This window comes from Brevundimonas sp. TWP1-3, from assembly GCF_049896085.1.
Taxonomy (GTDB): Bacteria; Pseudomonadota; Alphaproteobacteria; order Caulobacterales; family Caulobacteraceae; genus Brevundimonas.
In genome coordinates, this window is record NZ_JAFCTP010000001.1 from 1112046 (window position 1) to 1135050 (window position 23005).

18 protein-coding genes are annotated in these 23005 nt (G+C 68.1%); 7 read left to right on the plus strand and 11 right to left on the minus strand.

Annotation, left to right across the window (positions count from 1 at the left end; genetic code table 11):
* Window positions 1-21 precede the first annotated feature (21 nt).
* From ACP693_RS05665 to fliI, 3 genes are all read right to left on the minus strand, one after another.
* The gene (locus ACP693_RS05665; protein ID WP_426018267.1) at window positions 22-1098 is read right to left on the minus strand and encodes an endo-1,4-beta-xylanase; all 1077 of its coding nucleotides are present in this window, start codon (window positions 1096-1098) and stop codon (window positions 22-24) included.
* A 147-nt stretch (window positions 1099-1245) separates the two neighbouring features.
* On the minus strand, window positions 1246-1656 hold the full coding sequence (locus tag ACP693_RS05670; protein WP_425985740.1) for a flagellar export protein FliJ: 411 nt from the start codon (window positions 1654-1656) through the stop codon (window positions 1246-1248).
* 8 nt (window positions 1657-1664) lie between these two features.
* Window positions 1665-3008 (minus strand): flagellar protein export ATPase FliI, encoded by a 1344-nt coding sequence (gene fliI, locus ACP693_RS05675; RefSeq protein WP_426018265.1) that lies wholly within the window; start codon window positions 3006-3008, stop codon window positions 1665-1667.
* 201 nt (window positions 3009-3209) lie between these two features.
* On the opposite strand from fliI, the gene ACP693_RS05680 reads away from it, so the two are divergent.
* Window positions 3210-4706: a methyl-accepting chemotaxis protein gene (locus ACP693_RS05680; RefSeq protein ID WP_426018263.1), complete on the plus strand. Its 1497-nt coding sequence runs from the start codon at window positions 3210-3212 to the stop codon at window positions 4704-4706.
* Window positions 4707-4878: 172 nt separating this feature from the next.
* Here ACP693_RS05680 and ACP693_RS05685 read toward each other — a convergent pair whose 3' ends face one another.
* Window positions 4879-5781, minus strand: a complete 903-nt coding sequence (locus ACP693_RS05685) for an EamA family transporter (protein WP_426018261.1) — start codon at window positions 5779-5781, stop codon at window positions 4879-4881.
* Window positions 5782-5865: 84 nt separating this feature from the next.
* Between ACP693_RS05685 and ACP693_RS05690 the strand changes: the two genes are divergently transcribed.
* On the plus strand, window positions 5866-6348 hold the full coding sequence (locus ACP693_RS05690) for an Lrp/AsnC family transcriptional regulator (RefSeq protein WP_426018259.1): 483 nt from the start codon (window positions 5866-5868) through the stop codon (window positions 6346-6348).
* Between the two features lie 4 nt (window positions 6349-6352).
* On the opposite strand, the gene ACP693_RS05695 is transcribed toward ACP693_RS05690, so the two are convergent.
* Window positions 6353-7543 (minus strand): carbohydrate porin, encoded by a 1191-nt coding sequence (locus ACP693_RS05695; RefSeq protein ID WP_426018257.1) that lies wholly within the window; start codon window positions 7541-7543, stop codon window positions 6353-6355.
* Between the two features lie 143 nt (window positions 7544-7686).
* Between ACP693_RS05695 and ACP693_RS05700 the strand changes: the two genes are divergently transcribed.
* Window positions 7687-9603 (plus strand): methyl-accepting chemotaxis protein, encoded by a 1917-nt coding sequence (locus ACP693_RS05700; RefSeq protein WP_426018255.1) that lies wholly within the window; start codon window positions 7687-7689, stop codon window positions 9601-9603.
* A 9-nt stretch (window positions 9604-9612) separates the two neighbouring features.
* On the opposite strand, the gene ACP693_RS05705 is transcribed toward ACP693_RS05700, so the two are convergent.
* A complete protein-coding gene (locus tag ACP693_RS05705; protein ID WP_426018253.1) occupies window positions 9613-10908 on the minus strand; it encodes a sensor histidine kinase in 1296 nt (431 codons plus the stop codon).
* A 147-nt stretch (window positions 10909-11055) separates the two neighbouring features.
* Here ACP693_RS05705 and cysK point away from each other — a divergent pair, with 147 nt between their 5' ends.
* The 3 genes from cysK to ACP693_RS05720 all read left to right on the plus strand — a co-directional run bounded on the left by cysK (window position 11056) and on the right by ACP693_RS05720 (window position 13888).
* A complete protein-coding gene (cysK, locus tag ACP693_RS05710) occupies window positions 11056-12036 on the plus strand; it encodes a cysteine synthase A (protein ID WP_426018250.1) in 981 nt (326 codons plus the stop codon).
* 42 nt (window positions 12037-12078) lie between these two features.
* Window positions 12079-13299 carry a DUF2336 domain-containing protein gene (locus ACP693_RS05715; protein WP_426018247.1) on the plus strand — a complete coding sequence of 407 codons (1221 nt, stop codon included), beginning with the start codon at window positions 12079-12081 and terminating at the stop codon, window positions 13297-13299.
* A 151-nt stretch (window positions 13300-13450) separates the two neighbouring features.
* Window positions 13451-13888, plus strand: a complete 438-nt coding sequence (locus ACP693_RS05720; protein ID WP_425985720.1) for a MucR family transcriptional regulator — start codon at window positions 13451-13453, stop codon at window positions 13886-13888.
* Between the two features lie 200 nt (window positions 13889-14088).
* On the opposite strand, the gene ACP693_RS05725 is transcribed toward ACP693_RS05720, so the two are convergent.
* The 4 genes from ACP693_RS05725 to ACP693_RS05740 all read right to left on the minus strand — a co-directional run bounded on the left by ACP693_RS05725 (window position 14089) and on the right by ACP693_RS05740 (window position 18423).
* Complete coding sequence (locus tag ACP693_RS05725; protein ID WP_426018246.1) at window positions 14089-15204, minus strand: DUF2336 domain-containing protein; 1116 nt, start codon at window positions 15202-15204, stop codon at window positions 14089-14091.
* Window positions 15201-16079: a hypothetical protein gene (locus ACP693_RS05730; protein ID WP_426018244.1), complete on the minus strand. Its 879-nt coding sequence runs from the start codon at window positions 16077-16079 to the stop codon at window positions 15201-15203. Before ACP693_RS05730 ends, ACP693_RS05725 begins: the two co-directional genes overlap by 4 nt.
* A gap of 95 nt (window positions 16080-16174) precedes the next feature.
* Window positions 16175-17215 (minus strand): ABC transporter substrate-binding protein, encoded by a 1041-nt coding sequence (locus ACP693_RS05735; protein ID WP_426018243.1) that lies wholly within the window; start codon window positions 17213-17215, stop codon window positions 16175-16177.
* Window positions 17216-17259: 44 nt separating this feature from the next.
* Window positions 17260-18423 (minus strand): TonB family protein, encoded by a 1164-nt coding sequence (locus ACP693_RS05740; protein WP_426018242.1) that lies wholly within the window; start codon window positions 18421-18423, stop codon window positions 17260-17262.
* 734 nt (window positions 18424-19157) lie between these two features.
* Here ACP693_RS05740 and ACP693_RS05745 point away from each other — a divergent pair.
* Complete coding sequence (locus ACP693_RS05745) at window positions 19158-22028, plus strand: PAS domain S-box protein (protein WP_426018239.1); 2871 nt, start codon at window positions 19158-19160, stop codon at window positions 22026-22028.
* On the opposite strand, the gene ACP693_RS05750 is transcribed toward ACP693_RS05745, so the two are convergent.
* Window positions 22025-22993, minus strand: coding sequence for an alpha/beta hydrolase (locus ACP693_RS05750; RefSeq protein WP_426018238.1), 969 nt, complete (start codon window positions 22991-22993; stop codon window positions 22025-22027). The two genes, ACP693_RS05745 and ACP693_RS05750, sit on opposite strands and share 4 nt — an antisense overlap.
* Window positions 22994-23005 lie beyond the last annotated feature (12 nt).

Below are 23005 nucleotides of genomic sequence, written 5' to 3' on the forward strand. Positions count from 1 at the left end.
TCCCCATGAAGGGGAGGGAGATTATCCCGCGAACCCCGCCGCCAGGGCCGCCGCCATCGGATTGGGGCGGCCGAAGCTGTCGAAGGGCAGGGGTTTGTCCTTGCCGTCGTCCTTTTCGCCCTGACGATACCAGCTGTCGGTGTCGCGCAGGCCCCAGGTGGTGAAGGCGAACTGCTGGGCCTTGGGCAGGGCGGCGAAGGCCGAGGCCAGTTCGGTGACGCGCGCGCCCTGGGCGGCGAGGCGGTCGGCTTGGCTGCGCAGATCCAGCCGGTTTTCGGTGCGCAGGGTGCAGTCCAGCTCGGAGACATGGATCGGCAGGCCGAACTGGGCCACCTCGCGCATATAGGCGGCGATGACGCCTTCGGGGATGTCGATCCACAGGTGGGATTGCAGGCCCAGCCCCTGCAGCGGACAGCCGGCCTTGAGCAGACGCTCGACCAGTTTCAGGAACTGGGCGCCCTTGGCCGGCACGCTTTCCTGATTGTATTCGTTCAGGAACAGGACGGCCTCGGGATCGGCGATCCGGGCCTTTTCGAAGGCGCGCAGGATATAGCCGTCGTGACCGTAGCGCTGTGACCAGTGGCAGTCGCGCATGGCCGAACCGTCGTCCAGGATCGGCTCGTTGACCACGTCCCAGCTGCGGACCTTGCCGCGATAGCGACCGGCGACCGTGGCGATATAGCCGTCGAAGGCGCGGTCGAAGGCGGCGTCGTCCAGGCCGGCGAACGCTTCCTGGCCTTGCGAATACCAGATCAGGGTGTGGCCGTGCATCGCCATGCCCTGGGCCTGGGCGAAGGCGGCGATGCGGTCGGTGCGGTCGAAGTTGGGGCGGTCCAGGCCGTTGGCCAGGATGTATTCCATCTTCATCTCCCACTCGGGCGTGAGCTGGGAGACGTTGGCGCGGGCAAGCGTGACCCAGTCGGGGTCGTCGATCTGCATCGCCTTGATCGCCGTGCCGAACGGGGCGGGGGCGATGGATTTCAGCGGAGGGACGTTGGGCGGGGTGGCTTCGGCCGAAGCGAAGCGGTCGCAGGCGGCGAGATTGCTCAAGGAAAGTGCGATGGGGGCGGCGAGGACGGTGCGGCGGGTCGGCGTCATGCCTCTCCCTCCCCTTCATGGGGAGGGACGGCGAAGCGGAGCGAAGCCAGGGTGGGGCGGTCAGAACCGCGCTCGCGCCCTTTCGGGCCCCACCCCGATCGCTGCGCGATCACCCCTCCCCATGAAGGGGAGGGAGATTCTTGCATGTCAGACCGCACGTTTCCGCAGGCCCAGTTCGTCGAAGGCGGCGGTTTCGCGTTTGGCGATGGCGACCAGTTGGGTCAGGCGGGTGGTTTCGGCGACGTGTTCGAATTTTTTCAGCTCTTCGAAGGCGCCGGTCAGGGCGTCGCGGGCGCCGGCCTCCTCGGCGTCCAGCACGGTCAGGTCGCCTTCGGCCTTGGCCTTGCGGGACTTCCAGCCGTTCAGATAGGCGCCCAGCATCATGCCGGCCTCGGCGTCCATGCGGGCGCGGTCGCGTTCGTTCTGAGCCTCGGCGTCCAGGACGGCGATGCGGATCTCGGCGTTGGCGCGGCGTTCGGTGATCTCGGCGAGGCGCTTCTGCAGCGTTTCGACCTCGTAGTTGGAGATGCGGATCAGGGATTGGGCCCAAGCGGTCATTTAAATCATTACTCCCTGATCATGCCTTGATTGAGGATGTGCTCCAGCCGGGTAAAGGAATCGGAAAGACGGGTGTGATCGTCCTTGTCCTGTCCCAGGAAATCTTCCAGCGCGGGGTTCAGCGCGATGGCGCGGTCCACGATGGGGTCGGCGCCGGTGCGATAGGCGCCGATCTTGATCAGCTCTTCCATATTGGCATAGGCCGACAGGCACTGGCGGGCGCGCTTGTTCAGCTCGCGCTCGGGCGGGGTCTGACAGGCGGGCATGGTGCGGCTGACCGACTTCAGCACGTCGATGGCGGGGAAGCGCCCGCGTTCGGCGATCTTTCGGTCCATCACGATGTGTCCGTCCAGGATGCCTCGCACGGCGTCGGCGATGGGCTCGTCATGGTCGCCGCCGTCCACCAGGACGGTGAACAGGGCGGTGATCGGCGCCGCCGTGGTGCCGTCGGGCCGCACCGGTCCCGGTCCCGCTCGCTCCAGCAGCTTGGGCAGTTCGGTGAAGACGGTGGGGGTGTAGCCCTTGGTGGTCGGCGGTTCGCCCGCCGCCAGGCCGATCTCGCGCTGGGCCATGGCGAAGCGGGTGACGCTGTCCATCAGGCACAGCACCTCCAGATCCTGGTCGCGCAGATATTCGGCGATGGCCATGGTCATATAGGCCGACTGCCTGCGTTTCAGGGCCGGCTCGTCCGAGGTGGCGACCACGACGACGGCGCGTTTCAGCCCCTCTTCGCCCAGGGTTTCCTCGACGAACTCGCGCACCTCACGGCCCCGTTCGCCGATCAGGCCCACCACGACGGCGTCGCAGGTCGCCTGTTTAGCCAGCATGGACAGCAGCACCGACTTGCCCACGCCGGACCCGGCGAAGATGCCCAGGCGCTGGCCCCGGCAGGTGGTGGTGAAGACATCCATGGCCCGCACGCCCAGGTCCAGACGCTCGCCCACCCGACCGCGCGAATGGGCCGGCGGCGGCGGGGCGCGCAGGGGATAGGGGGCGGGGCCTTGCGGCAGCGGTCCCTTGCCGTCGATGGGCTGGCCGAAGGCGTCGATGATCCGGCCCAGCCAGGCGGTGGTGGGGCGCACGCTGGCGGCCTGGTCGATGATGCGGATGTCGGCGCCGGGGGCCACGCCCTCGACCTGGCCGAAGGGCATCAGCAGGGCTTTGGAATCGCGGAACCCGACGACCTCGGCCGGCAGGGAGGAATGGCCGCGTCGGCTGATCTCGGCGCGGGCGCCGACGGCGAGGCGCGACAGGCCGCCGCGCGACTCGATCAGCAGGCCCGACACGCCCGCGACCTTGCCGGTCACGACCAGCGGATCGATCGCTTCGACGGCGGCGACGAGATTGCGCAAAAACAGACCCCACGAACAGGCGTTGAGAGATGCGCCATCGTGGTTAACGAGCGGTGAAGCCGGCTTTGAATGCAGTGCACAAAAGGGTGGTTTTTGCGTCTCGCTTGCAACTCAGGCGAGAAACGGTTTGGCAACCAATTAGGATGTTAATCTTGCAACCGAGGCGGGCGGGGGCCGGCCGATTGCGAAGAGGTTGTGCCTATGTTCGCGCGTAAACCTAAATCATCGGATTTGCAGAACCGGCTGATCGATCTGGACAGCAAGATGGCCGCCATCGGCCGGTCCCAAGCGGTGATCGAGTTCAATCTGGACGGCACCATCATCGACGCCAACCAGAACTTTACGGAAACGATGGGGTACACGCTGGAGGAAATCCGCGGCGTCCATCACCGTCTGTTCGTGGACCCGGAAAGGGTGGCGTCGCCTGACTACGCGGCCTTCTGGCGCGAGTTGAACGCGGGCCAGTTTCTGGCGCGCAAATTCCGGCGGCTGGCCAAGGGCGGGCGCGAGGTCTGGCTGCAGGCCTCCTACAACCCGGTCTTCGGTCCCGACGGACGGCCCGTAAAAGTGATCAAGCTGGCCATCGACATCACCGCCGAGGAGCAGGAGGCCGCGCGCCGAGAGACGCAACGGATCGAGGCGGAGCAGGCGCAGAACCTGTTGGTCGAGGCCCTGGCCGGCGCCCTGGCGCGGCTGTCGGCGGGCGACCTGACGGCGCGGATCGATGCGCCGGTGCAGGGCGCGCATATCCGGGTGCGCGACGACTATAACGCGGCCGTCGAAAGCCTGCGTCAGACCCTGGGTCAGGCGTTGCAGGCCGTCGCAGGCCTGAGGGGCGGGGTCAGCGAAATCTCCAGTGCGTCCGACGACCTGTCGCGCCGCACCGAACAGCAGGCCGCCAGCCTGGAAGAGACGGCTGCGGCTCTGGACCAGATCACCGCCACGGTGAAACGCAGCGCGGACGGCGCCAGACAGGCCTCATCGGCCGCCGTCGGCGCACGGGCGGAGGCCGACCGCTCGGGCGAGGTGGTGCGTCAGGCCATCGCCGCAATGGACGGCATCAAGCGCAGCTCGACCCAGATCAGCGACATCATCGGCGTGATCGACGAGATCGCCTTCCAGACCAATCTGCTGGCCCTGAACGCCGGGGTCGAGGCGGCGCGGGCGGGCGAAATGGGACGCGGTTTCGCGGTGGTCGCGTCCGAGGTGCGGGCGCTGGCGCAGCGGTCCGCCGAGGCCGCGAAACAGATCAAGACCCTGATCACCACCTCGGGCCAGGAGGTGGCGCAAGGGGTGAACCTGGTCAACGAGACGGGGTCGGCCCTGTCGGCCATCGCGGTCAAGGTGGCGGAGATGGACGCCCTGATCAGCGAGATCGCGGCCTCGGCCCAGGAACAGGCGACCGGCCTCGGCGAGGTCAACAGCGCCGTCAACCAGATGGACCAGGTGACGCAACAGAATGCGGCGATGGTCGAGCAAACCACGGCCGCCGCCATGAGCCTGAAGACCGAGACCGAGCAACTGGCCCAGCTGGTCGAACGGTTCGACACGGGCGAGGCGCCGGCGCAGACGCGGGTCCACGACCTGTCGCAGGCAGCTGGCCCGGTTCCCCTGGCCCGCGAACGGGCCCGCATCCGCGCCTATGCGGGAGGCGGGGCGGCTGCGTCGGCGCCGGCCCAGGACTGGGAAGAGTTCTGAGGGGGGGCCCGCGCCCCTCTCACTCCCGTCATCCTCGCCCTTGTGGCGAGGATCCAGACTCCCGGTGCGTGCCCAGTGTGCGCCCCGTTCGAATACCGGGAGTCTGGATCCTAGGGACAAGCCCTAGGATGACGGTGAGGGGTGTGGGGGAGCGAGCGGTGTGAGTGACGGCCTAAACCGGCTCCGGCCCCACCTTCGGTTCGCGCGTCGTCGCGATGGCCCCGACCGAGGCCACGACGATGGCGGCGATGGCGAGCCATTGCTGGCCGGTCAGGTGTTCGTGCAGGATCAGCAGGCCGGCCAGGGCGCCGACCGCCGGTTCGGCGCTGAGCACCACGCCGAAGGTGCGTTTGGGGATGCTGCGCAGGGCGACCATCTCCAGCGAATAGGGCAGGGCGCTGGAGAAGATCGCGACCGCCACGCCGGCCAGGATGATGGCCGGGTTTAACAGGGCCGCACCCGCATGGGCCACGCCGAACGGCACGACGACGAACGCCGCGACCGTCATGCCGAGCGCCACCGACTGGCCCGCATGGATGTGCGACAGCCGCTTGCCGAACACGATGTACAGCGCCCAGCACAGGCCGGCGAAGGCCGCCAGGGCCATGCCGACCGGGTCCAGCGCCCCGGCCCCCGCCTTCAGTGGCAGCAGCAGGCCCAGGCCCACGACCGCAAAGCCGATGCAGACGAAATGGATGGGCTTGCGCGAATGGATCAGGGCCAGGGTCAGCGGCCCCATGAACTCGATGGCGATGGCCAGGCCCAGCGGAATGGTGCGCAGCGACATGTAGAAGCTGAGGTTCATCGCCCCCAGAACGACGCCATACAGGGCGATGGCCCCCAGGTCCGCGCGGCCCAGACGGAACCGCCACGGCCGGAACACAGCGACCAGCACCAGGGCCGAGACGCCGACGCGATAGGCCGACGTCCCCTCCGCCCCGATGATCGGGAACAGGGTCTTGGCGAAGGAGGTGCCGCCCGCCAGCGTCACCATGCCCGCGAACAGCGCCAGATAGGGGATGACGCGCATCGCGAAGGGCGAGGTCAGGTGCGATTTCAGGGCCACGGAAGTCATGTCCGATGAGTAGCCGAATCCCGCTTGCGCTTCCCGGCGATTTTCCGCTTGAATGCGCCGGAAATCGTCACGAAAGGCCATGCAATGACGAATTTCGTCACTCTCGACGATTTCGACCATCGGCTGCTGGTGCGGGTCCGGCGCAACAATCTGGAACCGGCGCGGGTGACGGCCGAGGCGGTGGGCCTGTCGGAATCCGCCGTGCTGCGTCGGCTGCGTCGTCTACGGGCGGAAGGGGTCATCGCCGCTGACGTCGCCGTGATCGATCCGGCCAGGGTCGAGCCGCGCATCGTCCTGCATGTCCAGGTCGAGATGAACACCCAGGACCGCAAGGTGATGGACGACTTTCAGCGCGCCATGAAGGCCAGTCCCGAGGTCCAGGGCGCCTGGGACGTGACGGGCGAGACCGACTATCTGCTGACCGTCGCCGTCCGCTCGATGCAGGACTACGAGGCCTTCGGCATCCGCGAACTGATCCCCGAAAAGGGCGTGCGCGGCTTCAAGAGCATGATCGTGATCCGCGAGGTGGTCGGCTTCGATCCCGCGCGCGCCGTGCTGGAGCGTTGAGGCCTCAGAACAGGGGCACGGTGACGCGCAACGACACGACCACGACATCGTCGGCGTCGCGCAGACCGCCGGGATTGCGGATCAACTGGATGTCGGGCTGGATGCCGAACCGGCCGATGGTGTCGGCATAGGTCAGTTCCAGTCCCTCTTCGTGGCGGGCGGGATCCAGGCCGGCGTCGGCGAAATTGGCGCGGGCCTTGTCCGACAGCCATCCCTGGTGGAGGCCGAAAGACAGTTGACCCTCAGGCCGTGACGCGAAGATTTGGCGAATCAGGACGCCGGCCTGCCAGCCGCCCTTGAAATCCGTCGTGTCGCCGTCCGAAAGGCCCAGGCGGGCGAAGGCGTCGATCTGGGGTCCGTCCGGGGCGGCGGCGCCGTAGAGGCGGCCCTCGGCGAGCGCATAGGCGCCCTGGGCCCGGCTGTGGTCGGGGTCGCCGGCGGGGGTCAGGTCGCGGATGTCCTCCTGACGCTGGTCGTAGCGCCAGACGCCGAGCGCATAGCGGACGGGGCCGCCCACGCCTGCCTCGGCGATGCCCAGCACGCCTTGATCAAGGGTGGTGTCCACCCCGCCGTGGTCGCCCAGGGTCCGGGCGTCGGCGTTGACGACCGCGACCTGGCCATACAGCGCGTCGCTGTCGCCCACGCGAAGCCGCGCCGCCAGCGATGACGACGGGAAGATGGCCGGGCCGTTGGGGCCGGTCGAGGCCAGTTCCGACCCGATCCCGAACGGCGGTGCGATCAGCAGGCCGGACGCCTCGGTGGCGTAGAATTCGCTGTTGAGGTCATACAGGCCCGCCAACAGCGAGGCCGATCCGCCCAGGTCCTGTTCGATCCAGGCCTCGAACAGTCGCGCGCCCTGGGCGCCCACCTCGATATTGTCGACGCCCTGCAGGGTCCCGGCGAGAGCGTTCGGCTCGCCGCCGCCGTTGTAGAGGCCCGACATATGGAGCCGCGCGCCGCGCCAGCCGACGGCCTGTTCCAGGTCGCCGTCCAGCGCGACCAACAGATTGTCCAGATAGCGGCCGGCGCGCGAGACGCCGCCCGAGACCACGCCGGAAACGTCGGCCGTGTACTCCGCCGACACCGTCCAGGCTGGATCGGCGACGCGGGCGGCGGCCGGTCCGGCGATGCAGAAGGCGCCAAGGGCGGCCGCTGCGAAAAGGGGGGTGGTGATCCTGGGCTTAGCGTTCTGCATGGCCATACATCCGTTCTATGTTGCAGACCGGTGTAATGCGAGAAGATGAATATCGCGCTTACGCGCTGAATACCAAGGCAAAGAATCCGTTAACCAGAATTCATGTACCAGTGTTTCGCGATGGGGCGTTGGGGATAAAGACGATGATCTGGACGATCGGCAAGAAGGTGACGGCGACCGGCATCGGCGTTTTGCTGCTTTCCGTCGGCACGGCCGGGGTCGGTCTGATGATGAACACCCAGTTGGGCGCGGCCCTGGACCGGGCTTCGACGTCTTCCAACATTCTGCGCAATCACATGCAGGCCGACATGATGCACGACGCCTTGCGGGCGGACGCGTTCGCGGCCTTGCTGTCGTCCGATCCGGCCAACGGCGTCGCGCTGGACGATGTTCGAGCAGCCCTGGTCGAACACCGCGCGATCTTCGAAAAGTCGGTGGCGGAAAACACCGCCCTGGTGACGGACCCGGATATCAAGGCGGCCCTGGAGTCGGTGGACGCGCCCTTGGCGATCTATGTCGAGGCGGCGGGCAATGTGATCGACGCCGCCGGGCGAGATACCGCCGAGGCGCAGCGGCTGATGCCCGACTTTCTGACGCAGTTCACGACGCTGGAGACCGCGATGGGCGCGGCGGCCGACAAGATCGAGGCCGAGGCCCTGCGCAACCACGATGCCGCAGAGGCGTCGGCGGCCAGAGGGCGAATGGTCATGATCGGGGCCATGATCCTGAGCCTGCTGATCAGCCTGGGCCTGATCCTGGGCGGGACGCGCGGCGTGGTCGCGCCGATCCGGCGGTTGACCGCAGACCTGCGCGCCATGGCCCAGGGCAAGACCGAGGTGCAACTGAGCGAGGCGCGGCGCAAGGACGAGGTCGGCGATATCGCCCGCGCCGTGGTCGATATTCAGGCCCTGATCGTCAAACGCGCCGAGGCCGAAGCGGCCCAGGCCGAACAGCAGCGCCTGAAGGAAGACGAGGACCGGATCGCCGGCGAGCACTCGCGTCAGGCCACCGCCCGCGAGCAGACCACGGTCGTGACCGGCCTGAGCCAGGGTCTGGAGGCGCTGGCCGCCGCCGACCTGACCTACCGGATCGTCCAGCCATTCCCCGCCGCCTATGAGCAGTTGCGGTCGAACTTCAACGCCGCCCTGGACGGGCTTCAGGACGCCATCGGCTCGATCGCCTTCAACGCCGGGGCCATCAACGCCGGCGCCGGAGAGATCGCCCAGGCCGCCGACGACCTGTCGCGCCGCACCGAGCAGCAGGCTGCGTCTCTGGAAGAGACCGCCGCCGCCTTGGACCAGATCACCGCCACCGTGCGGGCGACCGCTTCCGGCGCCGTTCAGGCCGCGGGCGCCGTCCAGGCGGCGCGGGGCGACGCCGACAAGAGCGGGGACATCGTTCGCGACGCCATCACGGCCATGGGCGAGATCGAACGGTCGTCTAACGAGATCGGCCAGATCATCGGCGTCATCGACGAGATCGCCTTCCAGACCAACCTCCTGGCCCTGAACGCCGGGGTCGAGGCCGCGCGGGCGGGCGACAGCGGTCGCGGCTTCGCCGTCGTCGCCTCCGAAGTCCGGGCGTTGGCGGAACGGTCGGCCCAGGCCGCCAAGGAGATCAAGTCCCTGATCACCCAGTCTGCGAACCAGGTGGGATCGGGCGTGCGGCTGGTCGGCGAAACCGGGGCCAGCCTGGAGCGGATCGCAGCCCATGTCGCCCAGATCGAAACCCTGGTGACAGACATCTCGGGTTCGGCCGCCGAACAGGCGACAGGCCTTCAGGAGGTCAATACGGCCGTCAACCAGATGGACCAGATGACCCAGCAGAATGCGGCCATGGTCGAGCAATCCACCGCCGCCAGCCATTCCCTGTCGCAGGAGGCCGACAGCCTGAATGCGGCGGTCGCGCGCTTCCAGGTCGGGGCGCCTCCAGGCCAGGCCGCGCGCCCGGCCCCCGCGAGACCCGCCGCACAGCGCACGGTCACGGCGATGAAGACGGTCGGTCGCGGCGGCGCAGCCCCGGCGCCGACGGTGCAGGCCGACGGCTGGGAAGAGTTCTAGGGCCGGACCCTAGGTCGCCGAGGCCTCGACCACCAGGATCGCGCCGACGCCCTCGCCTTGAGCCTGGTTCACGATGGTCCCGCTGATCTGGCGCACCAGGCTGTCGATCACGCGCATGCCCAGGCTGCGGTCGCTGCGGGCGGCGATCAGGTCGAAGCCCTTGCCCTGGTCCGCCACCGTCACGGTCAGGCGACCGTCCGCGATCCGGCCGGTCACGGCGATGGCTCCGCCGTCGGGACCATAGGCGTATTTGATGGCGTTGGTGACCAGTTCGTTGACGATCAGGCCCAGCGGAATGGCGATGTCGGCGCCCAGCGGCGCGTCGGAGGCCTCGCAGGTGATGACGTGACGATCGCTGCCGGTGTCGATGGCCGCGCACAGTTGGCACAGGAAGTCGGACAGGATCACGGTCTGGACGTCGGCTCCGCGCCACAGCTGGTCGTGGACCTGGCTGATGGCCTGGATGCGCGCGCCGGCCGTGGCCAGGGCGGCGCGCACGTCGTCGGACGCGGCGCCGCGCGCCTGCATCGACAGCAGGCTGGAGACCAGGGACAGGCTGTTCTTGACGCGGTGGCTGACCTCGCGCGTCAGCAGGGCTTGGTGCTCGATGGCGGCCAGAAGCCGCTGCTCGGTCTGCTGGCGGGCGATGGCGGCGCCGACGACGGCGGCGAAGGCGTCCAGGAACAGGGCGTCGCGGGCGTCGAACTGACCCTCGTCGGGGCTGTCGACCTCAAGCACGCCCCAGGGTTCGCCGTCCAGTTCGGGCCGGATCAGCACGTTGATGGCGCGCCGCACCCCGTGGTCGGCCAGCAGTTTGGGCGTTTTGAACCGGTCTTCGATGTCCAGATGGTTGGAGATCAGGGGCTTGCCGGTCTGGAAGGCGTAGCCGGCCGGGGAATCCAGCTCGACGCCCAGCGAGGCGCGGCCCTCGACCTCGCCGCTCCAGCCCACGCCGGCGACCAGGACCAGGCGGTCGCGGGTCTCGTTGTGGATCAGCACCTTGGACAGCGGGGTCTCAAGGCCGTCGGCGCAAACCTCGCAGGCGGCGTCGAGCAGGGCCTGGCGATCCCGCTCGCGCAGGGCCACCTCGCCGAACCGCGCCAGCAGCGACTGCTGCTTGAGGCGATAGCGCAGCTCGTCGGCGGTGGATCGGGTCTCGGGCGCCGGGGTCTCCTCGACCTTTGGCGCGACCGGATCGTCCATGCGGATCTGGGTCTCTGCGGCCGTGTCGGCCCACACCTCCGCGACCAGTTCGGCGATCTCTGGCGTCAGGCCAGTGTCTGAAGGCGGGCGGGTGTGGGGCAAGGAATAAATCTCGGTTCGCGCGACCGCGTCATATAGCCCTACTTAGCCGCTCTGAAAGGATCGCGCAGAAATGATCGCGTTCGCCCCCTTGCGCGGTGGAGCGAGGCCTTATCTTTTGCGGGCCACAGATTCACGGAGACCTTCCCCATGACCGACTTCAGCTACGACGCGTCCCGCCACCTGAAGAAGGGCCGGGGCAAGGTCTATGACTCGATCATCGACACCATCGGCGACACCCCCATCGTGCGGCTGCCGCGTCTGTCGGCGGAGTATGGAGCCAAGGCCACGGTGCTGGCCAAGCTGGAGTTCTTCAACCCCATCGCCTCGGTCAAGGACCGGATCGGGGTCGCCATGGTCGAGGCGTTGCAGGACGCGGGCAAAATCAACGCGGACACGGTCCTGGTTGAGCCGACCAGCGGCAACACCGGCATCGCCCTGGCCTTCGTCGCCGCCGCCAAGGGGCTGAAGCTGATCCTGTGCATGCCCGAGAGCATGTCCATCGAACGGCGCAAGATGCTGGCCCTGCTGGGCGCCCAGCTTGAGCTGACCCCGGCCGAGAAGGGCATGAAGGGCGCGATTGCGCGCGCTCAGGAACTGCTGGAGACGACGCCGAACTCGGTCAGCCCGTCGCAGTTCGAGAACCTGGCCAACCCCGCCATCCACCGGGTCACGACGGCCGAGGAAATCTGGAACGACACGGACGGGGCGGTGGACATCGTCATCGCCGGGGTCGGCACGGGCGGCACCATCTCGGGCGTCGGTCAGGCGCTGAAGGCGAAGAAGGCCTCGGTCAAGATGATCGCGGTCGAGCCGGAGGCCTCGCCCGTACTGTCGGGCGGCGCGCCCGGCCCGCACAAGATCCAGGGCATCGGCGCCGGCTTCACGCCCGCCATCTATGATCCGTCGGTGGTCGATGGGGTCGAGCAGGTCTCGAACGACGACAGTTTCGACATGGCGCGCAAGGCCGCCCGCGTCGAAGGCATCCCCGTCGGCATCAGCTCGGGCGCGGCCCTGACCGCAGCGTTCAGGCTTGCCGCTATGGACGAGAATGCGGGCAAGACCATCGTGGTCATCATCCCGTCCTTCGCCGAACGCTATCTGTCGACGGCGCTTTTCGAAGGACTTTAGGCGGCTCACGCCCGGTTAACCGCTGGCGCCTAAACTGGGCGAATGGGCGAACTGTCAGCCACGATGGAGGAAGAGGCGACGCCGGAGACGCCGCTGCGCGCACGCCGTGCGCTGCTGAAGCGGCTGGCCGATGTCGTGTCGCTTCCCGCCAGCCGGATCAACGCCTTCGAACGGGCGGTGACGGGCGACCTGCTGGTCGAGATGCTGCGTCTGGCGTCGCGCGAGGAGCGGCGTCGCGTGGCGTCGCGGCTGGCGCCGCTGGCTGAACTGCCCAACAGCGTGGCGCGCATCCTGTTGCGCGACGAGCCGGAGATCTCCGGTCTGCTGATCGAACAATGCGCGTCGTTGAGCGACGCCGACATCGTCGGCTGTGCGCGGGACGCCAGTTTCGAGCATCGCCTGCTGATCGCGGCGCGGCGCAATCTGTCCGAGATCGCCACCGAGACCCTGTTCTCTTTCGGCGAGATGGAGGTGATCGAGGCGGTGCTGCGCAACAGGACCGCGCGGCTGTCGCAGGTCGGGATCGAGACGGTGGTGGGCCTGAGCCGTCAGTCGCCGGGTTTGTGCGGCCTGTTGCTGAAACGGCCAGAGCTTCGGCCGTCGGGCGCCTATGTCATGTTCTGGTGGTGCGCATCCGAGGATCGTCGCACCATCCTGCAGCGGTTCGCCGTGTCGCGCGAAGTCATGCAGGAGGCGTCCGAGGACGTCTTCTCCATGGCCGCCGAAGAGGGCTGGGCCGATCCGGTGGCGCGCAAGGCGCTGCAGTTCATCGAGCGGCGCCAGCGCAACCGCGCCGCCATTGAAAAGAGCCCGTTCGACAGTCTGGAACAGGCCGTCATGGTCGCCGCGCGCGACGGGCTGACGCGCGAGACGGCGTCGGAGATCGCCTTCCTGGCGGGGGTCAAGCCGCTGACGGGGGCCAAGCTGCTGGGCGATCCGGGCGGGGAGCCGCTGGCGATCCTGTGCAAGGCGACGGGGATGTCGCGCGTGGACCTGACCAATCTGTGGCGCTCGATGCGTCGGCCAGAGACCTTGGCGGACGGCAAGATCCATCCTGACTGGGAGCGGGTGCAGATCACCTATGAGATGCTGGCGGTCGACCGGGCGCAGACGGTGTTGCGATACTGGAACTGGTCTTTGTCTTCGGCTTTGACGCCCAGCCTGTTGCGGGCGATCCGCGACGGCGAGGACGATGCTGTCGACGAATATTCGGCGCCCGAGCGCGCGGCGATGATGGTGCTGGCCGAAGACTTCGGCCGCTGATCCTAACCACTAGAGATACGCGCATCTACGTGCATATCGCACCGCCTTGGCGCGTGTTTGCTTTCAGGCCAAAACAACTCTATCAGGATGTGAGGATGACTCGACTGGAGAATCAGTCGAGCGCACATGGATCATGAAAGCGATGTCGATAATGGAAGATAAGCCCGAACTGCTGGAGATGACCGCGGACATCGTGTCGGCCTATGTCGGCAACAACTCCGTCTCGGCAGACGCTCTGCCGGCGCTTATCTCCAATATTCACGCCGCCCTGTCGGGCGTTTCCAATGGTCCGGTCGAGGTCGAGCCCGAGCCCAAGGAGCCGGCGGTGCCGATCCGCAAGTCGATCGCGCCCGATTTCCTGATCTGTCTGGAAGACGGTCGCAAGTTCAAGTCGTTGAAGCGCCACCTGCGCACCAAATACGACATGAGCCCCGAAGATTACCGCGCCAAATGGGGTCTGCCGAAAGACTATCCGATGGTCGCCCCGAACTACGCCAAGGCGCGTTCGGAACTGGCCAAGTCGATGGGCCTGGGCCAGGGCGGCCGCAAGCCCGCCCGCGCCGCCACGACGGCGCGCGCCAAGAAATAAGCCGGATATATTCGGTGTGAAAACGCCCGCTTCCGAAAGGAGGCGGGCGTTTTTGCTTTCTCCCTCCCCTTTATGGGGAGGGGTGATCGCGCAGCGATCGGGGTGGGGTCGAGTAGGCGAGAGCGGGCTTTTGACTGCCCCACCCTGGCTCGGACTATGTCCTCGCCGTCCCTCCCCATGAAGGGGAGGGAGAATTCCAGTCAGGCCGCCTGCGCCGTGCGTCTCATGCGCCAGAAGCGCAGGGTGCGAAGGGCGGCGTCGCGGGTCAGTTCGCCGTACATCCGGCCATAGGCGGCAGCCTTGCCCATCGGATTGTCTTCCGAGCCCAAGACGGCGACGGCGTAGGTCAGATAGACGGCGCGGTCCATGTCGGCCGCCTTGCAGACCACCGACAGGGCGTCCAGGTCCTTGCGCTCGACGATGCCGCGCGCGGTGTGGAAGTCGATGTCGGCCAGTTTCGACAGGGCGATCAGGAAGGGCGTGCGGCCGTTCGAGCGCAGGAAGCGGATCAGCACCTGGGGCGTCAGCTGGCCGGCGGCCTTCAGCTCGTCCACATAGGCCAGGTTCTCGGCATAGTCGGCGGGCAGGGCGCCGTCGTCGGTGGCGACCCGGGTGCGACCGGCGGCCAAGGCCGCCTCCAGCAGGTCGGGATCCATGCGGGCGTTCTGTTCCAGGATCTGGTGACGCAGCCGGGCCTCGACGACGAAATACATCTCGTTCAGCAGGTCGGCGGGCAGGCTCTGGCGCTCGACCGTGGCGGCGTGCAGGGCCGGATTGGCCTTGGCGCGTTCGACGGCGGTCTCGGACGCCGCGCGCGACAGGCGGGCGCCGTCGTTGCGCAGCAGGGCGTCCAGGGTGTCGTCGTCGCCGCGTTCCACGATGATGTCGGACACGGCTTCGGAAACGGTGGCCCGCTCTGACACAGCGCGCAGGTGACCCTGACCGCGCCGGCGCACGACGTGGATCAGGTCTTCGTCGGTCAGGACGCTGGAGGCGCGCAGCACCTGTTCGGCGACCTCCAGCTCGTCGTCGGCGAAGCGGCGGATCAGGTTGTGGGGGGCGTTGGGCGCCTCGGCGAAACGGGCGGCCAGTTCGGCGCGGACCGCGACCTCCATCTCGTCGGACAGCTTGGCCAGGACCGAGCCATAGAGGTCGGTCTCGTTGGCGTTGTGGTCGGGAACGCCGAAGAAGTGGTCGGTCAGTTCGCGCAGCAGCAGGCGGCGTTTCTCGCTGGATTCCTCACCGGCCAGGGCGATCAGCTGCGGCAGGCGCGAGCCCTCGATCACGGCAGGTTCGATCACGACTTGATCGTTCATGGCAGGTCGTCGGCTTCGGTCTGGGGCACGGCGCGCAGGGAGCCGTTGGCGTTGCGGATCAGGGCGGGCGGGCCGTCCGGCTGGGCCAGATCGTTCGAGCGCGGCGTCTGGGTCATCTCGACCGGCAGGGCGTCCAGATAGGTCTGCTGCGGGGCCTGGATGGCGTCGGGGTGACGGCCGGCCTGGCGGTGGACCGAATAGTAGCGGGCGCTGTTGTCGCCGGTCGGGGCCATCTGGGCCGCCTGTTGATTGGCTGCGACGGCGGCGCCGTCGAGGGGGACGCCGGCCTGGGGCCGTTGCAGGCGATAGATGGGGGCGTCGCGACGCGGGGCCATGGGGTCGGCGACGGCGGCGGCTTCGGCCGGTTGCGGCTGGGCTTCCGGCTGGGGTTCGGGGGGCGCCTGGACCGTCTGCTGCGGGGCGGGGGCGGGCGAGACCTCGGCTTGCGGTTGAGGTTGGCTCTGGACCGGCTCGGGCGCCTGCGGCTGAGGCGCGGGGGTGTAGGGCGCAGGGGCGGACTGCACGGGGGCGGACTGCACGGGAGCGGGGGCAGGTTGGCCCATCCAGGCGCTGGCGGGCGTCAGGCCGTTGCTGCGCGGTGTGGCGGCGGAGGGCGCGGGCGACAGGCGGGCCAGGGGAATGGCGCCGGGGATCGTGCGGCTGGCGGCGACGACGGTCGGTTGCGGCGCCTCGGGCTGCGTTACGGCGGGCCTCGGCGCGGGGCTCTGGGCGGATCGGGCGGCGACCGGCGGCTTGCCCGGCCATGACAGGTAGCGCAGGCCGGACGGATTGGTCGACGCCTGCTGGGCGACGGCGCTGCTGGCCACGAGGCTGGCGGCGGTCAGGAGGGTCGTGAAAGCGAGGGCGCGGCGCAAGGCGGCTCTCCGGTAAGGAATTGCAGCCCGCACACTAGGGTTCGACCACTTAATCCCGCGCTAACGCCACGGTCGGTTGCGACAACGAAGGCGTGTCAGCCGCGACCGGGCAGATAGTTGTCGGTGAAGGCGTCGCGCCAGTTCAGGTCCGCCTCATAGACGCCGGCCTGGGAGGTCACGTCGAAGAAGGCCCGCCAGCGCTCCTCGGTCAGGGCGCCCAGGCCGTAGAGGGCGGCGTCGCCCCCGTCGACGATGGCGTAGTCGCGCAGCTTCTCGCGGGCCTGGTCCAGCACGGCTTGCGTCATGTCCGGGTTGTCCTTGCGGATCAGGGCGTCGGCGGCCGAGGCGTCGCCCCGGATGTAGTCGCGCCAGCCCTCGGCCGAGGCGGCGATGAAGCTGCGCAGGGCGGCCGCATTGTCGCGGGCGAAGGCGTTCGGCGCCAGGACCATGGCGGCGTAGGAGGGATAGCCCTCGTCCGCCATCAGGAAGACGCGCGGGTCGAAATCGGCCGCCTGTTCGATGGCGTAGGGGTCGCTGGTCAGATAGCCCTGCTGCACCGCCCGCGTGTTGGCGATGAAGGCGGCGGGGTCATAGGCGAAGGGGCGCAACTGCTCGTCGGTGAAGCCGTAGCGGGCCTTCAGCCAGACCCAGAAGGTGGCGATCGCCGTGTCGGCCAGCAGGAAGGGCCGGCCGGTCAGGTCGGCGATGGTCTCCAGCGCCGGATCGGGATGGGCCATTAGAACCTGGGGGTCCTTCTGGAAGAAGGCGGCGACGGCCTTCACCGGGGCGCCGGCCGCGACCAGGTTCAGGGGGATGAAGCTGTTGGAGCCCATGCCCAGTTCGACGGCGCCCGAGGCCAGCAGTTGCGGCACATTCACGCCGGGACCGCCCTGGACGATCTGGACGTTCAGCCCGCGCTTCTCATAGGCCCCGCTGGCCAGGGCCTGATAGAAGCCGCCCTGCTCGGCCTGGGCGCGCCAGTCGGTGGCGAAACGCAAGCGAACCCGACCCTGCTCGTCCACCGGCGCCTCGACCCGCCCGCAGGCCCGAAGCCCCACAGCCCCCGCCGCCACGGCCGCACCGCCCGCGATCAAGGCGCGGCGGCGGGTCAGCAGGCGATTCCCCAGCATAGTCATGCGCCTGACTTACGGGGGGATAGGGGCCTTGGGAAGGCGCGGTGTCAGTCGGCTGCGATGTCGGGAGGCGAAGACGCCGTTTCGGTCGGGCTTTCGGAAAGGACGTAACGGACGGGCACGACGCAGCGAACGCCTGCCTCGAAGGCGGGGTCGGCCCGACTGGTCTGAACCAGACGAATACCGCCGTCGCCGAAGGCGCCGGCGGGCTGGGCGTCGATCACCCCTACATTACCCACCTGACCCCAGGTGGCGAGGTCGAACCGCACGCGGGCCCAGCCTTCGATCCCGCGATCCCTGAAGGCTTGCGGGTAGGTTTCCGGCGCCGCGCGCGCATGGAACCGCGCGCCGATTTCAGCAGGACAGTTCTGCAGCGGATCGTCGCTGGTCTGCTCCATCACTGGCGCGGGTAGATTTTCGCCGGTGCGGTAGAAGTTGAACACGCAGCCCTTCAGAGGAACCCCGCCCTCGAGAACGGTTTCCGAGATGGCGCGCCTCGTCTCGGCGTCGAATGCCGTGTCGCCGGACGAGCCCAGGGTTTCGACATCGACGGATCGCCCGTCGCCATCCACGCCCCAGCGCACGACGGTCCAGGATCGGCCGCCTGGCGGTGGACGTTGTCCGATCTTGTAGTCCGGGTAGCTGACGACGCGGGGCGAGCGACCACCGCGCCGATCGCCGCCGCAATTGGCGTCTGGCCCGGCCAGGCGTGAGGCGACGGCGTCGCGGATCGGACCGCGCGTGCGCGTGACCGCAAAATAGCGCAGCAGATCGCCCCTCGTCGCTTCGACAAGAGGCTTGGCGGCGTAGCCAATGGTCAGGGTGCAGTCACGACGAGGGCCGTCGAAGCGCCAGGCGGCGAGGGCGGCCTGCTCCTGCTCCGAGGCGATCCCTGTGGCGATGATCACAGGATTGTCGCTCGGCGTCGCCGTTTGAGGCGGGCTAATATCTTGGGTGCGGCCGGTGTCATCCACACTGAAGGATAGAGATACAGGCGCACGATCCGGTCGAGACGGCCCGGAGGTTTCCACGCGCAGGTCATCGGCATAGGTCGGCTGAACCTCCTGGCCGTCGCAACGGATGTCGGTCGAGGGAATCTGCAGCAAGGCCTGTTCGGGCGATGGCGCAGATTGCCGCCTGATGATCGAGCCTTCGGCCAAGGCGGGTGTCGTCGTCAGGGCGAGGCCGAGGCCGAACAGGGCTGAGCGCATGGGTGTCTCCGTCTGTACTTCATGGGTGCATCTGGAGCGGCGGCTGTCTAGCGTGATTTCATGAAATCGAACCCCAATTGAGCGAGGGGACGAAGCGTGCGGGCAAGCCCGTGCTCTTCGTCCCCTCGCCAAGTCCGGGTTGGACTTGGCCGTTCGGGTCAGGGCCTCGGCGTCAGCGCCGTTTCGAGCGAACCCGAAAGGGCGGTCGGCTGTGTCCTGTCGCGCTCCTGGTCTTGGGCGTCCCACGGCATTGCGTCCGCGTCGTCCGTCGATCCCGATCCGGTTCTCCCGTTCCTCGTCGATCCGGAGACCGTCGAGGACTGGAGCCTGGATCCCGCCTGTTGCACGTTACGATCCGGAGATCGCCCGATCGCGCCGGGTCGGAGAGCCGGGCCGGTTCGCTTGATGTCCGGGGTCTCCCCTGGATTTCCGCGCCGCCGTGTCCCTTGGCCTGTTGACGTTCGGACGAAAGCGGCTATGAGGCAAGCGCCCTATCTCGCCCCGATGTGCACGACTGGCCCGGCGGCGGTGGACAAGCCTGTGAACATCGGTGGACGGATCAAATTCGCTTTGGCGGATCAGCGGTTTGTCTTGTCCACAAGAAGACGACGATGCGGGCTTATGTTCGGCGGCGGACACATTGCGCTGCAACCGCCCGGCGCGCTTTGGGTTCTGTGATCAGCGGATGAGAGTCCTTGGGGAAATGTTTGTCCATCACCGGGTTTGGCCACGCCTTGTCTAACGGTATCAATCGCGGGCAGCTGGCCCATATGTTCGCCCATGCGCCGGGGTTCATGGCGCTGGTCACGGGACCCGAGCATCGGTTCGAGCTGACCAATCCGAACTATCAGAAGGTGATCGGCCATCGCGAGGTGATCGGGCGGACGGTCGCCGAGATGCTGACCGACGCCGTGGCGCAGGGCTATCTGGACCTGCTGGATCAGGTCTATCGCACCGGCGAGGCGCACCGGGCCGACAGCGCGCTTTACGCCGTTCAGGCCGAACCCAGCGGCGAGGTCGTCGACCGCTACGTCGATTTCGTCTTCCAGCCCCTGAAGGAGGACGGTCAGGTTTGGGGCATCTTCATCCAGGGCATGGACGTCACCGATCGCCACCGCGCCGACCAGGCCCTGGCGGCCAGCGAGTCGCGATACGGCGCCCTGTTCGCGGCCATGGCGACGGGGTTCTGCGTCATCGAGATGAAGTTCGACGAGGCGGATCGCCCCATCGACTATTGTATCGTCGAGGGCAACCAGGCCTTCGAGGAGATGACGGGCCTGGTCGATCCTTACGGCAAATGGGTCAGCGAGATCGCGCCGGGATTGGAGCAGCACTGGTTCGACCTGTACGGCCGCGTCGCGCGCACGGGCGAGCCGGCGCGGTTTGAAAACCCCGCCGACATCTTCGGCCGCTGGTACGATGTGCAGGCGCTGAGGATCGGTCAGCCGGGCGCCTATCAGGTCGCAATCCTGTTCAACAACATCACCGAGCGCAAACAGAGCGAGGCGCGCCAGAACGCCCTGCTGGAGCTGAACGACGCCATCCGCGACCTGACCGACGCCGAGGAAATCGCACAGGCGTCCACCGAGGTGCTGGCGCGAACGATGGGCGTCAGTCGCGCCGGATACGGCACGATAGATGCGGTCGCCGAGACCATCACCATCGCACGCGATTTCAACCAGCCGGGGGTGACCAGCCTGGCCGGCGTCCTGTCCTTCCGCGACTATGGATCCTACATCGAGAACATCAAGCGCGGGGAGACGGTGGCGATCGACGACGTCACGCGAGATCCCCGCACGGCTGACACGGCCGAAGCCTTGAAGGCCATCAGCGCCGGGTCGTTCGTCAACATGCCGCTGATGGAACAGGGTCGGGTCGTGGCTCTGGTGTTCGTCAATCACGCGACGGCGCGCCACTATACCGACAGCGATCTTCAGCTGATGCGCGACGTGGCCGAACGGGTGCGGATGGCGACCGAGCGCGCCCGCAGCGAGGCCGCCCTGCGCGACAGCGAGGCCCAATTCCGGGTCTTCGCCCAGGCGACGCCGAACCAGATCTGGGCCAGCTGGGCCGACGGGTCGCTGTATTGGTTCAACCCCCAGGTCTATGCCTATACCGGGTTGATCGAGGGCGCGCTGGACGGGACGGACGGGTGGGGCCAGATCGTCCATCCCGATGACCTGGAGAAGGCGGCTGTGCGCTGGTCGCAGGCCCTGGCGAGCGGTCAGGTCTATGAGGCGGAGTTCCGCATCCTTCGCCACGACGGGGTCTATCGCACCTTCATGGTGCGGGCCGAGCCGGTCCATGACGAGGAGGGCCGGATCACCCGCTGGGTCGGCTCCAATATCGACATCGAGGAACTGCGTCGCCAGTCGGCCGAACTGGCCCGGTTCAACGAGACGCTTGAAGACCAGGTCGCCGAACGCAGCAGCGCCCTGATGAAGGCCGAGGAGGCGCTGCGTCAGAGCCAGAAGATGGAGGCTGTGGGTCAACTGACCGGCGGCATCGCCCACGACTTCAACAATCTGCTGGCGGGAATCAGCGGCAGTCTGGAGCTGATCACCAACCGGATCGCCCAGGGTCGGTATGGCGATGTCGAACGGTTCACCGCAGCGGCCCAGGGGGCGGCGAAGCGGGCGGCGTCCCTGACGCACCGGCTGCTGGCCTTCTCGCGGCGTCAGACGCTGGATCCCAAGCCGACCGATCCCAACCGGCTGATCCGCGGGATGGAAGACCTGATCCGGCGCACGACGGGGCCGAGCGTCCATCTGGAAGTGGTCGCCAGCACCGGCCTTTGGCCCGTCCTGATCGATGCGCACCAGCTGGAAAACGCCGTGCTGAACCTTTGCATCAATGCGCGCGACGCCATGCCGGACGGCGGGCGGCTGACCATCGAGACCGGCAACCGCTGGATCGACGCACGCACGGCCAAGGCCCAGGACCTGGACCCCGGCCAGTATGTCTCCATCTGCGTCAGCGACACCGGCGGCGGCATGGCGCCGGACGTCGCAGCGCGCGCGTTCGAGCCCTTTTTCACCACCAAGCCGCTGGGCGAGGGGACGGGGCTGGGGCTGTCGATGATCTATGGCTTCGTGCGCCAGTCGGGCGGCCAGGTGCGGATCTATTCCGAGCCGGATCAGGGGGCGATGGTCTGCCTGTATCTGCCCCGCCACCACGGCGCGGTGGACGAGGGCGAGACGCTCGCCGAGGTCGAACAGGCTCCGCGCGCCCAGGCCGGCGAGACGGTCATGGTCGTGGACGACGAGCCGACGGTGCGGATGCTGGTCGCCGAAATCCTGCACGAACTGGGCTATCAGTGCATCGAGGCCTCGGACGGGGCGGCGGGGCTGAAGCTGCTGCAGTCCGAGGCGCGGATCGACCTGCTGGTCACCGACGTGGGCCTGCCCGGCGGAATGAACGGGCGTCAGATGGCGGACGCCGCGCGGCTTGAGCGGCCGGACCTGAAGGTGTTGTTCATCACCGGCTATGCCGAGAATGCGGTGGTCGGCAACGGGCACCTGGACCCCGGCATGCACGTGATGACCAAGCCCTTCGGGATGGAGGCCCTGGGCAGCCGGATCCGCGAGCTGATCGAGGCCAGCTAGAGCCGGGCGCCCAGCCAATGGCGGATGGCGGCGCGCGCGCCCCGAGCCGCCGGGCCGCCGAAATGCAGGAAGCCGTGCGGGGTCTCGGGCACGCGGATCAGGTCGGCCTGCGACGCCTCGCCCCAGCGGGTGGCCATCAAGAGGCTGTCCTCGAACAGGGGGTCGTCCTCGCCGGCGATGAACAGGGCGGGCGGCAGGCTGGTCAGGTCGGCATAGAGGGGCGAGACGTCGGGTTGGCGAAGGCCGGCTTCGTCGCGGTCGGGCGCCAGCCGGGCCAGGTCGGCGCGCATTGTCGGGCCGTTGAACAGCAGGGTCTCGGGCCCGGCCGAACGGACGCTCTCGGTGCCTGACAGATCGAAGACGCCGTAGGTGAAGACGCAGCCCTTCACCAGGTCGATCAGACCCTGGTCGCGCAGGGCCACCGCCGTCAGAGCCGCCAGATGGCCGCCAGCGGATTCGCCCGTCAGGAACAGGGTCGAGGCCCCCAGCCGATCGACGTTGGTCACGGTCCAGTAGGCGGCGGCCAGACAATCGGCGATGGCGGCGTCGATGTAGATTTGGCGACGCTCGGACAGCAGGCGGTAATCGACCGAGACGACGCAGAAGCCGTGGTGCGCCAGGTGGGCGTTCAGCCGGTCGTTCAGCCCCGCGCTGCCCAGCACCCAGCCGCCGCCGTGGATGTCCAGGATGACGGCGCGGGGCGTGCCCGTGGGATGCAGGATGCGCAAGGGGACGGGATGGTCGCCGTCGGTCTGGATGATCTCGACCGTGACGCCGCGCTTGCGAAGGCGGGGCACCGTGACCCGCCCGGCGGCGGCGTCCAGCCACAACGACAGACGTTGCCCCGCATCGATCCGCCAGCCGTCGGTGCGCAGGCGCGGGGCGCGGGCCAGGACGGCGTTGATCCGCCGCACCGCCGCCTGCTGGGGCGGGGCGAACTCGACGAGGTGGGTGCGCAGGGTCATGGGATGACGAAC

Excerpts from the sequence above, each read along its gene's own strand:
- ACP693_RS05750 (WP_426018238.1), bottom strand. The coding sequence starts at position 22,993 with ATGACCCTGCGCACCCACCTCGTCGAGTTCGCCCCGCCCCAGCAGGCG.
- ACP693_RS05725 (WP_426018246.1), bottom strand. The coding sequence starts at position 15,204 with ATGAACGATCAAGTCGTGATCGAACCTGCCGTGATCGAGGGCTCGCGC.
- ACP693_RS05665 (WP_426018267.1), bottom strand. The coding sequence starts at position 1,098 with ATGACGCCGACCCGCCGCACCGTCCTCGCCGCCCCCATCGCACTTTCC.
- cysK (WP_426018250.1), top strand. The coding sequence starts at position 11,056 with ATGACCGACTTCAGCTACGACGCGTCCCGCCACCTGAAGAAGGGCCGG.
- ACP693_RS05680 (WP_426018263.1), top strand. The coding sequence starts at position 3,210 with ATGTTCGCGCGTAAACCTAAATCATCGGATTTGCAGAACCGGCTGATC.
- ACP693_RS05670 (WP_425985740.1), bottom strand. The coding sequence starts at position 1,656 with ATGACCGCTTGGGCCCAATCCCTGATCCGCATCTCCAACTACGAGGTC.
- ACP693_RS05685 (WP_426018261.1), bottom strand. The coding sequence starts at position 5,781 with ATGACTTCCGTGGCCCTGAAATCGCACCTGACCTCGCCCTTCGCGATG.
- ACP693_RS05740 (WP_426018242.1), bottom strand. The coding sequence starts at position 18,423 with ATGCGCTCAGCCCTGTTCGGCCTCGGCCTCGCCCTGACGACGACACCC.
- ACP693_RS05715 (WP_426018247.1), top strand. The coding sequence starts at position 12,079 with ATGGGCGAACTGTCAGCCACGATGGAGGAAGAGGCGACGCCGGAGACG.
- ACP693_RS05720 (WP_425985720.1), top strand. The coding sequence starts at position 13,451 with ATGGAAGATAAGCCCGAACTGCTGGAGATGACCGCGGACATCGTGTCG.
- ACP693_RS05690 (WP_426018259.1), top strand. The coding sequence starts at position 5,866 with ATGACGAATTTCGTCACTCTCGACGATTTCGACCATCGGCTGCTGGTG.
- ACP693_RS05700 (WP_426018255.1), top strand. The coding sequence starts at position 7,687 with ATGATCTGGACGATCGGCAAGAAGGTGACGGCGACCGGCATCGGCGTT.
- ACP693_RS05695 (WP_426018257.1), bottom strand. The coding sequence starts at position 7,543 with ATGCAGAACGCTAAGCCCAGGATCACCACCCCCCTTTTCGCAGCGGCC.
- ACP693_RS05735 (WP_426018243.1), bottom strand. The coding sequence starts at position 17,215 with ATGACTATGCTGGGGAATCGCCTGCTGACCCGCCGCCGCGCCTTGATC.